The following is a 16,730-nucleotide window of genomic DNA, read 5'->3' as shown; positions in this document are numbered from 1 at the left end:
GCATTTACTCGCTGTAAAAGATAAAAGTGACAAAACACCGTTGCTCGGTGCTTTGCGTCAGCTGAAAGAGTGCAGCAGTGGTATGTTTCAGATTAATACTGTATGAGGTAATTGAGCTGCCAAAGGGTATCGCAGAAGTATCGGAGTTGATTGAAATTGCTTTACATGGGCGTAAAAGCGAACCTTTGTAAAGCATATCGAGTGACTGAATTTTATTCATTTCAACGTCCATTTTCAGTTTTTACCACGTCCTAAAAGCGTTTTTAGCGATGCTTATTGGCAAAATACGTCTTTGATTAAGTGTTTAAACGACCACCAGTTTAGTACTGGTGGCTGTCGGTCAGTTCAAATCTTCAGAGCATTTCGCAAATCAATGGCAATAGCAACCGACACATAACTCCAAGTTAAGTGCTCTGCACTGGTCATAAACCCATCGTAGCGACTGAATTGCTCGGATAAAGATGTTTCTTCTCCGGCATGGATTTGTATCCGTCTCAGGTAGGCATCACCTAATGCTTTTAAACCGACAATAATTGTTTTGAAGGTCTTGGTGCGACTGCTAAAACATTCGCCTGTTTCAAGTTTGCAGTCTGTATCGACAAGTTTTACTGCAAGTGTTAACTGGCCAATATTGTATTTATTGATTTCAATGTTTTTCTGCTCAGTGAATAAGGCGGCAGCTTTGTAACAAATACTGCTCAGAGAGGCGGTGCACAAAAACCAAGGATTGCCTTGCCCAAGTGGTGCGCTGCCTGCATATTTGTCTTCAGGGTAACGCCCAATACCCGGCGCGATAGGATCTCCTGACGTGGTGCTTTCAAGCGAATTTATTGAATATAGAGGATCAAATGCTTGATGCAGTGCATAAGCGGTTGCCAGTACTTTATCTTCGTGTGGGTTTATAAATGGATGAGAATCAGACAGTGCTTGGCAAATACCTAAGGTTGTTGCGACATCAAGATTAGATGCTTTGTAGTCCAAGCCACCAACACGATTTAAAGTTGTTAAATAATGACTTTTTTCTTCGCTCCAAAAATCATCCATTGCGCTCTCAATGAGTGAAGCTTGTTGATTGTAGTAATCAGCAGCACCTGGATCATTGAGTATGTTGGCAAGGTCAGCGCCTTCTCGCAAAGCGGTTCGCTGGAGCATGCGAGTATAGAAGTGTGTACCGTCAACTTCTTCCCATAAATCAAAACAAGGGTCTTGCCAGTGATTAGCAACGAAGTCTAAGTCAGCCTTGATAATGCTAAATGACGGTTCTTTTGAATCATAAAGGGTACCAGTTACGTAGTCTTTCTCACCATTTTTTAGCAGGATATTTGCCCAGCGAGTAATGGTGAGTGCACGTTGTGCAGGCCCATCATTTTGCGGCCTTCCCCAGGGCCCATTAAACGCTTGTCCAGTGACGTAAAACTTAGGTTCGCCGAGACTGTTGCTGACAGTTGGAGTGGTTTGGTTGATCTTAGTAAACTCAACATAATCAATCATCATGTCGTAGTATTTGTCTTTAAAGTTTCTATGGTCCAGCCCATTTAGTTTAGCAATTTCGCTCATGGTGCGGGCTGCATCTCTTACCCAATGGTAGTAATAGTTAGGATTCGTGCGCGAAGGGGAAGCTAAAACAGCACCGCGCTCTCCGTCGTCAGGTGAAATATTAGAGATCATTCTCTCCAATACGTGTTGTCTGGCTGTTTTCGTCCATTTATCAAGGGACTGAGCATCGATAGATGTAAGGTATTCTTGCTCTGTTTTGAGCAGTGTATTCGTTTGAGTTGTCATAAGTGTTCCAAGAATAAGTCTGTTTACTGTCTCGGAATGTCGGTGTGAGAATTCAAACATACAACCTAGTTCATTCACTAACTGTCTCACATTAGCAATCCGTTGTAGTCGCACTAAGTGCATCAGAAAGTATATACACAAAAAATTGCTGACTGCTTAAATATTTTGATTTTTTTAACAAGTTATTAATTTAATAAGAAAAACACAAATGTTTCAGAAATGGCTTTTAATACCTAAAAGTGATCTTGAGTTTTTGCACTTAAAGCCTGTTTTTATCTACATATTTACTTATTTTAGAGACCTGTTTCTGCTATTTAGACATTGTTGGTTTGATGTTGTTTAATTTTTAATTGCATTTATTTTTTATCTGCTACACTGAATTTTAGCTTAAATGTTAATGCTGTTGTTAATGGAATAGGACGGGGACGCTTGAATGAGTGAAGCAAATTCAACAATAGAGCAAATAACACCTGAGCAGGCAGTTCAAAACTCAAACAGTGGTAAATATGATGCAGTGATCATCGGCTCAGGGATAAGCGGTGCAATTGCCGCAAAAGAACTTACCGCCAAAGGCTTTCAAGTTTTAGTACTTGAAGCTGCACCGGCAAAAAGCCTAAGTTACGACGGCTTTAAGCAGTATCTCTCAAATTACTATGCCAATGCCTCAAAAGATAATAATGCGCCATATCCGGCAAACCCGAATGCACCGATGCCTAGATCGACAGATGTCAGCAAGCTCTATTTGGGGCAGACTAGTTCAAAAGGCTATATGGTGCAAAATGGACCATTGGCGCTAGACAGCACGTATACGCGTGTTACCGGTGGCACAACCATGCACTGGGAGGCCAAGATCCTGCGTATGTTACCGGATGACTTTTCAATTAAAACCAAGTATGGCGTAGGCCTAGACTGGCCAATTAAGTATGAAGATTTGATGCCCTACTATCGAATGGCTGAGCGTGAAATAGGCGTGTCGGCCAACGTGGAAGAGCAGGGTTTTTATGGCATCAAATATGAAAAAGACTATGTGTATCCCATGTACGGGCTGCCGCCATCTTATCTTGATCAAGTGGTAGCCAAGGGTATTGATGGCGCTGAGTTTGAGCTGTTTGGTGAGACCCATACGGTAAAAGTTAGACCTTTCCCCCAAGGTCGAAATGGCATTCCAAATGAGCGCTATCAAAGCGGTTCAGGGTTCAAGCCGGTCGGCGCAGTTGGTGCGGTTCAAGTGGAACAAGGTGGTCGATGTCAAGGCAATAACAATTGCGTTCCCATTTGCCCTGTTCAAGCCAAATATGATGCACGTAAAACGTTATTTGATGCGGCAAAAACCGGAAAAATGGACTTTTTGCCACAAGCGGTCGCCAGTAAGGTGGTCGTTAGCAAGCATGACAACAACATAAGTCACATTGAGTTTAAACACTATACAAAAACAAGCTCGCCTGAGCACACGCTTGGTCAGGTTTGCGCAAGAACTTTTATCTTAGCGACCAATGCAGTGGAGAATGCCCGACTGATGTTGGCTTCAGGCCTACCTAGTTCGAGTGGATTGATGGGGAAAAATTTAATGGACCATACATATCTACTTGCTTGGGGGTTGCTACCAGAAGCCGCTGGAACTATGCGGGGTACGAAATGTACTTCAGGTATTGCTGATTTCAGATATGGTACAAGCCGCGCGAAACAAGCCCCATTTGGCGTCGACATTCACAATGACGGGTGGGGTTGGGCTACAGGCTCGCCTTTCTCTGATATTGAAACCTTGGTGGATACGCAAAATAAGTTTGGAAAGGAGCTTCGTCAAAGTACCGTCGACAGAGTCTCAAATCAATTATTGTTTGCGTATATGGTTGAGCAAGCTGCTGATGAAAGTAATCGGATCACGGTCGATCCAGAATACAAAGATGCGCTCGGTAATATGCGGCCCATCGTCAACTACAACTTATCTGATTATTCAAAAGCGGGCATTGCATATGCGCGTGAAACCTCAAAAGTGTTCTTTCAACGTTTAGGTGCGCAGGACTTTTCTAGTTACTCATTACTTGACTATGGCTCCTTTCAATATCAAGGGGAGAGCTATTATTTTCGAGGTGGCAATCACTTTTCAGGTACGCATGTTATGGGGACAAGCGCTGAAAACTCAGTTGTGAATGAGCACCAGCAATCTTGGGACCACAATAACTTATATCTTATCGGTTCAGGAAGTATGCCCAGTATTGGCACGTCAAACACCACACTAACGCTTGCTGCGCTGTGCTTCAAAACGATGGAATATCTAGTTGCGGAACTTGGCAGTTATCAAGTGGATGTCGTGTCTGATACGACGTTTAAAACTGTGAAAGGAGCCAGTCAATGAGCGAGCGCATAGTAAACACAATAGAAGATTTATATCAGATGCTAGATGCGGCTATTCAATTAGAGCATGCGACGATACCACCTTATTTGACTGCGCTATACAGCATTTACCCTGAGGCTAATCTAGAAGCAACAGCGACCATACGCGCTGTACTTGTCGAAGAAATGCTACATATGACGCTATCTGCTAATGTGCTAAATGCACTGGGGCGACATCCCAATTTACTCAGCGATGGGTTTGTTCCTACGTTTCCAACTTATTTGCCCGATGGCGAACGAGATTTCCAAGTTTCAATTAGCTGTTTTTCAGCTGACACGCTAGAGACGTTTTTGAAAATTGAGCGGCCAGGGATGTCTCAGAAACACTCGCAAAGTGGGGGGCCTAAAGGGTGTGTTACCAGAGCGGATCATAGCAAATTTAACCTCGATGCAATTAAACCACTTAAGTCTTCAACATATAGCTTTTACAGCATAGGTGACTTTTATGATGCCATTATAGAAGGCATTGAGTTTTTAGAAGCGCAGGCCAACGAATGTGGAGAAACCATATTTGTAGGTGATCCCAAGTTTCAAGTATCTAATAAATACTATTACTCTGGTGGTGGGAGTGTCGTTGAAGTTACGGATAAAGCTTCTGCCATCAGCGCGTTGAAGCTGGTTATTGAACAGGGCGAAGGGCTGTCAAAAGAGATTTTTGACTCCGAGGGTGAGATTTCCCACTACTACCGATTTGAACAACTTAAGTTCGGCCGCTATTACCAACTCGGGGATGAGCCGGGTAAACCGACAGGGCCAAAATTTGATGTGGACTACGATAAGGTCTATCCAATCAAATCGAACCCCAAGTTAGCAGATTTCCCCGACAATTCAGCATTACTAAAAGCAGCACAGGACTTCAATCAAAATTATAGAAAGTTTTTGGTGACTATTAATGCAGCGTTTAGCGGTCAGCAAAACCTATTACTTGGCGCAGTATGTGGCATGTTTAAATTAAAAGAGTACGCCAGTCAATTGATCCGCAACCCGATACCAACTAATCCGCAATTGCACGCTGGTCCCACTTTTGAAATTGAAGAGGGGATGACAGGCAGCGCTAGTAGATCGCAAACAGTAACTCCGGGATACCATGAGCGTAAGGAAGTCGTGCAATGAATAATCAACAGCACCAAGTTAGTCAATTTACTGAGTTATCGGGCGCACTGACTGATTTTAATGCATTTGCGTTACATGGTACGGGTCAAGTACAAAATTACTTCCAAACACTCAACGATATTGTTGGCAAGGGTATCGTTGAACAATTACTAAATGTATTTGAAGTTGTTTATGAGAGTGCGTGTGACGAACAGGGGTTTAACACGGGCATTAGACAGCAAATTTTGGGTGATGTGAAGTTGGGCCCGGTAGCACGCAATATCATAAAACTTTGGTATACGGGAACTTGGTACCAGTTGCCTCACGCATGGCGAGAAACCTTTGGTAAAAGTGAGCATGACGTTACTTTTTTTGTTAGCTCAGCAGCGTATACAGAAGGGCTATTGTGGCAAGCCATTGATGCAAATCCTTCCGGTGCCAAGGGGCCTGGGTATGGTTCGTGGAGTGACGCGCCAAGGATCAACTTCGACAACCGCTGGCAGTTTGTAAAGCAGCACTAATTGAAACTTGCATAAATGTAAGTGTTTACTTCGTTTATGCCATCAACAGGATGTTTAAAATGAGCAGACAAACAATGTTTCCAAAGGGCGCGGTAAAATTTGGTATTACTCCTACTGGGTGGGTCAATGACGACTTTCTAGATATTGATACCGGTATCCCATTTGAGCAAATCGTCAGTGAGATGGCACTGGCGGGGTTTGAAGGGTGTAGTCGAGGGCATAAGTACCCAAGCGATGCAGCTACCTTAAAGCGTGCGCTAGATATGCGTGGATTGGTCATCTCAGAGCCATGGGTAAGCACTTACTTTACAATAAATGACATGAAAGAGCAGACTTTTAAGAGCTTTGAGCAAGAAATTCAGTTTTTGAAAGAAATGCAAAGTGGTGATTTGGTGTTGGCAGAACTCGGTGGTTCGTCTCACCAACAGCCTATTGCTCTGGTACCTAATGCGCCCAAATTTAGTGATGAGCAATGGCGCAAATTGGCTGACGGTCTAAATGAGTTGGGTCACAAAGCCAATTGTCATGGTGTAAAAATGTGTTATCACCATCACATGGGAACAGGCGTAATGACAATGGATGAAATAGCACGTTTCGCGGAGCTCACTGATCCTGACTGTGTTCATTTTTGTTTGGATACAGGTCATTTATTTTTTGCAGGTGGTGACAACTTGGAGTTTATTAGACTTTATGGTGACAGAATCAGACATGTTCATTTGAAAAATATTCGCAAAGAAGTAATGGATTACAGTTTAGCGAATGACTTGTCTTTTAAAGAAGCGATTTTAAAAGGTGTATTCACAGTACCAGGGGATCCTGCTGGTTGTTTGGATTTTAAAGAAATTCTGCAAGCGCTTGCTGACAAACAGTTTGAAGGTTGGCTCATTGTTGAGGCAGAGCAAAACCCTGCTGTTGCAACGCCATTGCTGTATGCGCAAATGGCACGTAAATACCTCGAGGAAGTGACAGGCCTTTGAAGAGAGGGATGACCAAATGCAGCACAATACAGATATGTACTTCAGCTTCTTTATGTTTGGTTCAAACTTCTCAATAGAAGATGATACATTTTTAGATCAAGCCATGGTACACATTCGCAGGTTGGTTGAAATGGGTTACACGGGGTTTGAGTTTCACCCTGGCCGTGAAGATACAACTGCCTATGCATTTTCGACGTATGAAGCGGAGCTCAATGCCTATAAGGCCTTTAGAACGCGCATGGACGAAGAAGGGTTTGCCCACATTAAGGTCGCAACGAATGTAGGGGCGACGACACAGTATGATCCGAGTTCTGCGGATCCAGCTGTGCGTCATGCTGGAATTGAATATCTAAAATCTCGTGTCGACATAACAGCCGCGCTGGGCGGTCAAATCATGATGGGCCCCATGGTGATCCCCTATGGTGGATTTGTTTTTAAAGCGCCGAATGGCGAAGCAGTATGGAGTGATGACTTGCAAGATGAGTTGGCCGTGCGTTATAAAACGGCGCAACAAAGTTTTATCGAGTTAGGTCAATATGCATCTTCTAAAGGGGTAAAATTGGCTATTGAGCCGATAAGCCATTGGGAGACGCCGGGGCCTAACAAGTTGGCACAATTGATCGCTTTTTTAGATGGAATTGATGATCCGACAATAGGTGTGGTGCTTGATAGCGCCCAAGAGACTTTAGATGGGGATGGTCCAGAGGTCTTTGCACAGCAAATTAACTATATTGCTGACCAAGGTCGCCTGCACTATGCGCAAGCGTCTCCACCAGATAGAGGTGATTTGGTAACTTGCTGGTTGCCTTGGGAAGAGATATTTACTCCTATTTTATCGCGTTTCAATGGCCCCATTGCAGTTGAGATATTTAATGCTGTAGGCGCGTTTGATCAGGGACTCCGATTGACCAGAAGAAAGTTTTGGATACCTGAGGTTGATCAGCCCAATCAATACCCAGATGCTTATCAAGTCGCTAAGCAAGCTTTTGATTTTACGCAAAGTAAACTAGCAAACATCCGCAAGAAATTGAATTTAAACCAGTGTAAATAGGGGCGCTTAGATTTTAATTTATTTGCCAATTAGTAGAAGTGACAATTTATGTCACTTCTTTATATCTACTTAACAAAAGTCTCTTGTCGGTTTTGTTGGTGGAATAGTACAGCAATCGTCGACCGATAGCGTAATGCACATGGTGGCTGAAGCGCCACCACCAACTGCAGGTGTATTAGCCTGTGCTAAAACTTTGTCATTAAGTGATAGTGTTTTTAACTTAGATTTTTTAAGTTTTATATTCTTCATCATATAACTCCTTTATGAATGTCAGCCACAATGCTGAGAATCAAAATTACCATAAAATTCAATTCTGTGAATAAATTATCTTTGCTTTTGCGTCGTAAATACTGGTTTATTTGATTTGAAGCATAAAATAGCGGTTTGAGGAGCAAAATTGGAAGTAGGGAAGGTATCGTTATAAGTCTGATTTGCGCTGTTGTGAAGTAAATGAGCAAATGTAAGCGACGCCCACAACGGGGCGGCGCAAAATGAGGTCAAACTGATAGCGTTATCTCATCCAAAGCAGTGCCCACTGAGAACCATTGGGTTCTTTGCCGTAACTACAAATTGCGGACCCAGAAGATTGTGGCTTGTAGGTGCCTCGTGCAACCCAACAATATGGTGCGAGAATATCACCTTGCCAACCTACTGTAGAGTCGGCGACATTGCCACCAAGGTAGGCAGTGCCAACACACCCTTCATAAACGGTTGCACCCGGCTCCAATGATGTTGTACAGCTTGGCTTGTCTGAGTTTTTAGGCATTTTTTCAACACGATCTGACGCCCCCCAGTTGTAACGAACCAGTTCAAGTTCCCTTGCCGTGAAATTTTGTCCATAGACGCTGTAGCCATCCGTACAATTTGTTGTTGAGCAGCTAACTTGCTCTTTTGCGTCAGAGAAAACGCTCAAATCACCTTTATAAAGCCAGAGTCTTGTTACATTGTTTGGGTCGGTTTCAGGGGTATCTCCATATTCTTCAATGCGGTGTATTCCTCCAGGCTGTAGGCGTGGATAGCTACCAACTAGCGTCCACCCACCGCCATCTCTGGTCATATCACAATACACGCTTAACTTATCACCGGCATAGGTGCTTATTTCATAAACCCCATCACCTTGGCTTAGTCCTGCATCAAGAATATCTCGACAGCTTGTGGCAGTGTTTGGCTGTAGTGCCGTTAAGGTCCAGTCACCTTTATTGCCGTTGGCGGCGAACCAAGTTCCACTGTAAGTCCCTTGAGCGTCTACATTACCCAAAAAGTATTGAGTATTTGAAGGCACTTTATTTGACAGCTTGAACTCAATAACATTGCCGTCTTGTGCCGTTGTTCCTGATAGAAATTGAGCACTAGTTTGTGCCATAAAATGAGATTTGTCCCCTAACAATGTGATCTCTTGTGTTGAAGCTGACTCAATGACACCGTTATGTAAGTTATCAGTCGTGAGAACATAATTGCCCTCAATTGTCTGGTTGGCAAAAACAAAGTGGCTCGCTAGCAAGGAAGTAACAGAGAGTGCTAGTAATTTCATATATGTCCTTTGGGTATGTTTGTTCTAAAGATGGCGCAGAGCTGTTTACGATCAATTTCAGCTTTATATAGTCATCTGTTGTGGTTTTTTTCAGTACAACTGACTCTTTCTGAAATAATATATTTGTTATCTAGAAATTAATTCATAATCTATCTTGGGCGCTCTTTTTCAACTTGCACTTTATCTTTCACGGAAAACTCACCATCCAGCATACGTTGCCACTGCTTTTGTAATTCGCCTGAGCTTTTTAATTTTTTTAGGCCGCGATTGAAACTTTCTTTGGTTGCAGCACTGTTAGCTCGTACCTTTGGAAATAGAATGTGTGCTTGGTATTCTAAAAACGGTTTGGGGTGGGCTTTAATTTCTCTAGCCTGTTGTTGAGAAAAGTGTTGTTCAAGTAGCGCATGCATAGCTATTTCGCTAAGCAAGATCATATCAACTCGCTCATTAAGTAGCATGTTTAAACTGAGTTGATCATTGCTCACCATTATGACATCCAAATCATCTTGATTTATAGCTTGATGGAATTCGGGTATATACTCATAACCGAGTATTGCGCCAATACGATATGGCTGTAAATCGCGAATTGTCTGCCATTTGGGAAGTGGTGTATCTTTTCTAAAAAACAACTTCAGTGTGCCTTGATAGACTGGATCGCTGCAGTAAAAGTCTTGCTGGTATTGCGGCTCACAAACCCAGTAAGAAGCCATATCAAATTGTCCCAGCTTTGCGGATTGAAAGCTGCGTTTCCAAGGTAAGTATACAAAATCAATCTGCTTTCCTTGTGAAGACATAGCAAGGCGAATGATGTGATTGACAAACCCATCGTCAGCCAATTGGCTACCTGTAAATGGCGGATAGTTGCCAGTTGCGACAAGAAGGTGGTTTTCGCTGGATTTAATCTGAAAAGACAAAAAAATTAATAAGACGTAGAGTTTGAACATAATCGCAGCTTAAAAAATAACCTTTGCATATCTATGCAAGTTTAGTTCATAACTACGGTGTGGATATCATACGTTAATTCTGACCCCGTCAAGATACGTGTTTAAATAGCTGTCTAAATTAGTGTTACGTCAATAGTGGTGTTTTTTAACGTGTTAAAAAGTAATACTTTTTTTCAAAAAAAACTACAGCATATGTTTCTTATGGTCATACTTTCTAATAGCCGCAGACTAGAAGAGAAGGCCGACATGTAAGACTGTTATGCAATATAGTGTCATCCTATGAGAGAAGTTAAGAAAGTTAACCACAGCCTATTAACAAAATCTGTGGATAGAAATAGCTCTTTTGGTGCGAAGTGGGTTGCGCAATTGAAGAGCGCTGATACATTAATCTCGTTATTTATTAGGCCATTTTGCAAGCTAAAGCGCTTTTTCGCCCCAAATAGTGGGCATTGCCTTATTGGTTGCGTTGGGGTTGTGATGAGATAGAGTTTTTATTTACGTTACCTAGGTCTACTCTAATGAGGCATTGATCCCAAACGGTAAGTGTTTAAAGTAGAGCATGCGGTGGCATACTCTACTATTAGCGCTAGTTTATAAGCCAAGATTGGTTTTGCTGGCTGGCGTCTAGCTCCCAGCTATACACTAAAGGCTCTTTCGTTGTACTGTAAAACCAAATTTCTGCTTTGAGTTTTTGCTCAGCATGAGGCAGTTGGATCTGAGCTGAAAAACCATTGCTATCGAGTGGGGCGCGTAAAAAGCAGTTGTCTGCATTGGTAATGCTCTCTCCCTGTTTGCAGATATTAACAAATGCGCGTTCACTAACTAAGTTTTCGCCAAGGGTGACCTGTAAAGGTAAACTGCTTCTAAAATCAAACGATTGATCTACTTCCATACTTCCGATCCCCTCTCCCTGGTTCATTGCACTTGCATTGTCGTTAACTTGTGCGCTGTCTGGAGCAGTTGACTCACCGTTTGCTTTTGTAGGTGTTGAAGTCGTCGTATTCGATGCGATTGATGCAGTTGAGTTGCCTTGTCCTTCTGTGCCACCAGAACCGCCGCCACATGCCGTCAATGTAAAAGTCATTAAAGTGATGATGAACTTGTTCATGGTTTACTCCTAGTTTTGAGCTGCGTTATTAATGGTGTACTGGTAATTAGCCACAGGGTTTTCAAACCAAGTCACGTTTTTCTCACCAGCAGAAGAGGCAAATTCTACAAACTCTGGGTATGCAATGGACATGTCGACTCTTTCTTTAGGGTGTTGCCAATCTGTGTTGATGATTAAAGCCCAAGGTAAGCCATTGGCTGTTTGAAAATGACCATTGGTTGTAGATGTATCATCGCCTTGATCCAAGTAGCTGTTGTCAAATGCTTCTGTTGGGCTTTGATTCTTTAAATGTACTTCCCATCCACGACCATTATTTGAGTCTACATAAGGACCATGATAGTGACCGTTCACGGCAAATATAAAAGGGTCTAGCTTATCTACCGTTGCAATACTTGCGTTGTAACTTGTAGAGAGCGGCAGTGTTAATTCGAACGGAATAGGCGAGCGCTGGATGTCGCTGCAACCTTCTTCGGTTCTAAAGAATTTACACCCTTCCTGAGTGGGTACCATGTCTCTTGTATCTGTGAAAATGACAGTGATAGCTTCATTGCGGTTGGCTTCAAGCGGGCTATGTTGTGCGGTAGAGCCATCAATTGTCAGTTGTAACTCAGACTCTTTTACATGGCTGCGAGCAATATCTTTGAAGCGGATTGCAAATGCATTGTGGTATCCTGCGCCTACAGCCATAAGTGCACCTTCTACTTTATATTGAACAACCTGACTACCAATTTGACCTGTGGTCGTTCTATATCTGACAACAACATCATTGAAATCGTAGTCACCGGTTTGCGGCCATAGGTCTTCAAATGCAGCTGTTTGCCATGCAGTTGTTGATTCAATCAAGCTGCTCGCAACTACGCTTACTGCAATATCTTCTACCTCACCATTGCCAACACCACCGGTTGGTGCGATGTCACTGTTGTTTGATACTCTAAAGCGTGCCCATGTGTTGCCTTCAACAGCATCAACCGGGACAGGCACTAATACACGATTTTCACCGGCTACACCTGAAAATTCGCTGATAATGCGTTCAGATGATTGGAATTGACCATCTTGATTCCAATCTATCCACGCATTGACAAACCCGTTAGTTGACAGAGTGAATGAAATCAGTGCGTCATACCCAGTTTCAATACTTGTAACAAAGCTCACGCCATTGTCGTCATCTTGCGCTTTCGGTAAATGTTCCGCGCTGACACTGTCACCAAAGTAGAGGTCACCTACGCTGTGGCGGGCACCGTTTTCGTTCAATGATGTACCATAGCTGTCTGGCGCATCGCCATAATCCAATGTGGGCTCTTCGCCTTCGTCAATGATGGGGGCGGTTGCACAGCGCGCACCGTCATTAGTATTTGAAATTGGGCCATAAGCAAACAACTGTGTATCTGACGGGTCTTCAATGTTTACTCGGTAAATATGACCGTCTTGATTACGGCTAATGTAAAAGTTGTTCTCAACATCAAAGTAGACTGCGCCAAAAGTGCCTGATTGGCCGACGTTACCAAGGGAACTGCTAGCGCCTGTAGCGACATTAATACGATGTAAGTTCCCGTTGCTGTCCACACTATATGCAAGACCTGCTTCACCGTTTGGTGCAAATGCCATATCAAAGATGTTTAAATTGAGCGCGCTACCATTAATCACGCGTGTGGCTTGCAGGTAGTCGTTGCTATTTTCGTCCAAAGACACACGATATAAGCCATACGAACCTCCTTTTCTATACACATAGTAGGCATTTTCATGGATAGCGACGTCACCGACATAGAAGTTGGTATCAGGAAACCCAATTGTGTTGAGTGGTTCCAGAGTATAATCCTTCCCGACTCGGCCTACGTCTTTTCGGCTGTAGTCCCATCCGTATAAGTATCTGTCGTGGAGACTAAAGCCAAAACCGTTTAACTTGTCATTGGTTCCTACACTTTGAGCAAATTCACTGTAAGACCCTGAAACTAAATTGACGCCGTAAATAGAGGCTGTATTGCCTTGCACTAAGAACGCTTTTGACGGGCAAGTATCGAAAGGGGTGGCACTGGCACCTGCCGACAGCAAGCATAAGCTGAGTAATCTGTATTTCATGTTTCTCTCCAACATATAAATTAGCTATGATTGAGTTTGCAATCGAGATGCCAAAGTTAAAATATTGAATTTAAAGTTGTTTTTTATTTTTTTGAAATGAGATTGCAACTTGCGATGCGGTTTAAAAACTGAGAGTAGCATTTTGATAAAAATGAAATGCACCATGAAAAATGGCTAGGGTATTAAAAATCATACAGAATATTTTTAGTTGACGGCTTTGTGGATTTTTCTAAAAACGGAGATGATTTACTTATACCGCTCTTGCCATCTCAAACATAATACCTGTTTAATTCAGGTTGGCAGTCGAAAGAACAGTACAGTAATAAGGTTAAAAAAAAGCCTTCATCATGAAGAGAAGGCTTTTATTATTTTTATCTGTTTGGGGGGCTTATTTTGCCATAAAGCGTCTGAACCCAACTAAAGAGAGCATGAACAAGCTGATAATGCCAAACGAACCGCTTGAACCGTTATCTTTTTCAACCGCTTGAGTAGGTGTCTCAGCTGTTGAATCAGGCGTTTCAACCGTTGTATCAGGTGTTTGAACTGTTGTATCAGGCGTTTCAACTTCTGGCTTATCTTCATCAACTTTTGCAGCAGGTAATTTTACGACGATGCTTGCATTTTGCGAATGAGAGAGGCCAAATGAGTCGGTTACTGTGAGCGTAAACTCAAGCGTCTCGTCTTGGGTCACTGCTGGCGCAATAAACGTTAGTTGCGTATTGTCGCTAGATAGGGTTACGTCCGGCCCACTGTTTTGCTCCCAGCTATAAACCATATCATCGCCATCAGGATCTGTTGAAGAAGCAACAATGACTACCTCATCGCCTGGAGAGGCACTTTGAGTTTCACTTGTTAAGGTCACTATTGGGGCATTGTTCTTGCTGATATTAACTTTCATTAACTCAGTTGAGCTCGCACCGAAGCTATCTGTCGCAGTTAACTGATAAGCAATAGTCAAATTTTGCAGCGCTTTCTCTGCTTTGATGGTCATACTTGCTTTATCACCTACCACCTCACCTTGGACTGGCAATTTGACCCAAGAATAGGTAATCGCGTCGCCTTCAGGATCTGTCGTCTGTGATGCATCCAGCGTGAACTCGGTTTCGCTTCTTACATTGATTTCGTTTTGTACAAACTTGATAACTGGCGCTTGGTTCGCGGCAATATTAACCTCAACTTGTGCGCTGGTAGAGGCACCAAGCCGATCAGTAACGGTAACTTGATAAGTTTTAGTTGTATCTTGCGTGACTTTTTCAGCTGTGATAGCGAGCATGGCCTCATTACCTAGCACTGTTTCCGTATCAGCTAAGTCAATCCACTTATATGAGATTTTATCTCCATCCGCGTCTGCAGATTGACTGGCGTCAAGTACAAAGTCATGTTCACTTCGAATATTTAGTTCAGTTTGTGCGAGAACCGCAGTCGGTTCATTATTCGGATAATTTGTCGATATATTTTTTATGATGACATTGTCAAGACCTAATGAACCATCATCTCTCTGTCTATTATAATTAATGAAAATAAGGTTAGTGCCTTCTTTCAAATTCACGGTGACATTTTTAAACGTACCTGACTGACCGTCATCCTTTAGAATCTCAATATGGTTGTGATACACGGTAAGCGAATCGTATTCCATCTCACTTGAGATGAAGTAATCAAAACTAAACTCGCTAATGAGCGGGTCATTTATCTCAGCCAACAAATGGGTAGAGCGAGGAGCATCTGGTTGCTCTTCTGATTGAGAAATATCGCCACTGAGCAATATGTGTTCACCTGATTCGGCAACTTTTGTTCTCCAAGTGTCTCCTATGGAGCTTTCCGTATACCATCTGATACTGGCCGGTATTGACATATGCTCAGAAATATCTTCATCAGCTGGTGTTACTTTTGAAAACCAACCATTACCAGTGTAAACTTGCTCTTTTGGTGCTGTTAACGTCAAATAGATCTGAAAGTATCCCCACTTTCGCTCATCAAGCGTATCTACAGTAAAGTTACATTCTTGACCTGCTTCGAGTGTTGAATTTGAGCAGTTTTGTTCGGTTAGTTCGAGGGTTTCTCTGAAAGGTTCCTCTATGTAAAAATCTGAAGTGCTGATTGAGTGGCCAAGGGTATTCTTGAACGAACCTTGAATTTGTGTCGAGGGCAAGTCTGGAATATATAGCATTTCGAGCTCATCGTTAAATCCAAAGCCTGTGAGGGTGGTATGAGTCCAATACGCAAAAGTTGAAACATCAACAAAAACATCTGGCCTATTTGGAAGTGCACAACCTTCAGCCCAACTAGCAACCCCCAATTGGACCCACTCGTCATTTCGTCGCACTATCAGAGGCCCGCCGTAACCGCCACCACAAAAGGCTTTACCACCTTCTGCTAATCCTGCACACATCATGGAGTCTGATAATTTACCATCGTAGTGGTCGCTATCATTACAAATCTCGCTAGGAACATATGGGACGTCAACTTCGTGCATTTTGGTAGAGTTTTCTCCACCCATACCTAAGATCTTTAAATCTTCACCTGGAGCGAGACTAGCTCGTACTGCATAGTCAGCCAGCTTAATGGGGGCTATATTTTCAACGGGCCTATCAAGCTCCAAAATAGCAATGTCATTATTGTAGTAGTGTGTTTCGTGTAAGCCTTCATGCCTTACAACTCGATTGACGCTGTATGATTGCCATTGTGACGGGTCATTACGATCGTGGCCTCCAAACTTTACGGTAAAAAATCTCGCAGCTCGGTTATCTATATCTTCGAAGTCTGCTGCACAGATATTTGAGGTCAGCGCTTTATTGCCACCTATAAAAGATACACCACAGCGGTGCGTACCCCACATTTCTAAGATCCCCATAAAAGGGTATGAATTAGGAGTTACTTCTTCTCCACCGACAATAGCAGAACTTGTGCCACTTTTTGACTGAGCTTCACTCTGTGTTGAAGCTATTTGTAAAGGGGCGAGTTTATCGTTGGCATGGCCAAGTATTGGCAAGGTCGCAGTGGCGAGAAGCAGAACTCCCTGTATTTTACTGAGCATAACTATTCCTTGAATTTATAAATTATTGTCTTTTCTTAAAGCTCTATGTGCTTTGTTAAATTGATATATGGTCATTTTGATGGCCCATTGTACTTGTTAACATGTTCTTTTTAAAGGAAGCATTGTTAAATACGCATCAATTTATGGCAATCATATAAAACTAAATGACGCTAGTTACAGTATACATCATTTTAGATGTCAGTCAGGTAAGACGTAAATT

General features: G+C 42.6%; 13 protein-coding genes. 5 read left to right on the top strand and 8 right to left on the bottom strand.

All coding sequences use genetic code 11. The features are described from left to right. Positions 1-4 precede the first annotated feature (4 nt). Complete coding sequence (locus QNM18_RS04200) at positions 5-220, bottom strand: hypothetical protein (protein WP_284136449.1); 216 nt, start codon at positions 218-220, stop codon at positions 5-7. A 125-nt stretch (positions 221-345) separates the two neighbouring features. Then, positions 346-1,782, bottom strand: a complete 1,437-nt coding sequence (locus QNM18_RS04195; RefSeq protein ID WP_284136448.1) for a glycoside hydrolase family 15 protein — start codon at positions 1,780-1,782, stop codon at positions 346-348. 433 nt (positions 1,783-2,215) lie between these two features. On the opposite strand from QNM18_RS04195, the gene QNM18_RS04190 reads away from it, so the two are divergent. Genes QNM18_RS04190 through QNM18_RS04170 form a run of 5 tightly spaced genes read left to right on the top strand, consistent with a single transcriptional unit; the run spans position 2,216 to position 7,817 of the window. Next, positions 2,216-4,138 (top strand): GMC oxidoreductase, encoded by a 1,923-nt coding sequence (locus QNM18_RS04190; protein ID WP_284136447.1) that lies wholly within the window; start codon positions 2,216-2,218, stop codon positions 4,136-4,138. Beyond that, a complete protein-coding gene (locus tag QNM18_RS04185; protein WP_284136446.1) occupies positions 4,135-5,289 on the top strand; it encodes a ferritin-like domain-containing protein in 1,155 nt (384 codons plus the stop codon). The genes QNM18_RS04190 and QNM18_RS04185 overlap by 4 nt, the downstream gene beginning before the upstream one ends. Further along, positions 5,286-5,789, top strand: coding sequence for a hypothetical protein (locus QNM18_RS04180; protein WP_211009047.1), 504 nt, complete (start codon positions 5,286-5,288; stop codon positions 5,787-5,789). Before QNM18_RS04185 ends, QNM18_RS04180 begins: the two co-directional genes overlap by 4 nt. Before the next feature lie 59 nt (positions 5,790-5,848). After that, positions 5,849-6,766 (top strand): myo-inosose-2 dehydratase, encoded by a 918-nt coding sequence (iolE, locus tag QNM18_RS04175; RefSeq protein ID WP_284136445.1) that lies wholly within the window; start codon positions 5,849-5,851, stop codon positions 6,764-6,766. A 16-nt stretch (positions 6,767-6,782) separates the two neighbouring features. Then, entirely contained in the window at positions 6,783-7,817 is a 1,035-nt protein-coding gene (locus QNM18_RS04170) for a sugar phosphate isomerase/epimerase family protein (protein WP_284136444.1), read from the top strand. A gap of 69 nt (positions 7,818-7,886) precedes the next feature. On the opposite strand, the gene QNM18_RS04165 is transcribed toward QNM18_RS04170, so the two are convergent. From QNM18_RS04165 to QNM18_RS04140, 6 genes are all read right to left on the bottom strand, one after another. Beyond that, positions 7,887-8,069, bottom strand: a complete 183-nt coding sequence (locus QNM18_RS04165; RefSeq protein ID WP_211009050.1) for a hypothetical protein — start codon at positions 8,067-8,069, stop codon at positions 7,887-7,889. Between the two features lie 259 nt (positions 8,070-8,328). After that, on the bottom strand, positions 8,329-9,348 hold the full coding sequence (locus tag QNM18_RS04160; protein WP_284136443.1) for a fibrinogen-like YCDxxxxGGGW domain-containing protein: 1,020 nt from the start codon (positions 9,346-9,348) through the stop codon (positions 8,329-8,331). Between the two features lie 149 nt (positions 9,349-9,497). Beyond that, on the bottom strand, positions 9,498-10,292 hold the full coding sequence (locus QNM18_RS04155; protein ID WP_284136442.1) for a substrate-binding periplasmic protein: 795 nt from the start codon (positions 10,290-10,292) through the stop codon (positions 9,498-9,500). Between the two features lie 586 nt (positions 10,293-10,878). Beyond that, entirely contained in the window at positions 10,879-11,400 is a 522-nt protein-coding gene (locus QNM18_RS04150) for a hypothetical protein (protein ID WP_284136441.1), read from the bottom strand. Positions 11,401-11,409: 9 nt separating this feature from the next. Beyond that, a complete protein-coding gene (locus QNM18_RS04145; RefSeq protein ID WP_284136440.1) occupies positions 11,410-13,476 on the bottom strand; it encodes an LruC domain-containing protein in 2,067 nt (688 codons plus the stop codon). A 388-nt stretch (positions 13,477-13,864) separates the two neighbouring features. Continuing rightward, entirely contained in the window at positions 13,865-16,510 is a 2,646-nt protein-coding gene (locus QNM18_RS04140) for a trypsin-like serine protease (RefSeq protein WP_284136439.1), read from the bottom strand. Between the last annotated feature and the right edge of the window lie 220 nt (positions 16,511-16,730).

The organism is Pseudoalteromonas obscura (genome assembly GCF_030135505.1).
Taxonomy (GTDB): Bacteria; Pseudomonadota; Gammaproteobacteria; order Enterobacterales; family Alteromonadaceae; genus Pseudoalteromonas; species Pseudoalteromonas obscura.
This window is presented reverse-complemented; position numbering and strand designations above follow the sequence as displayed.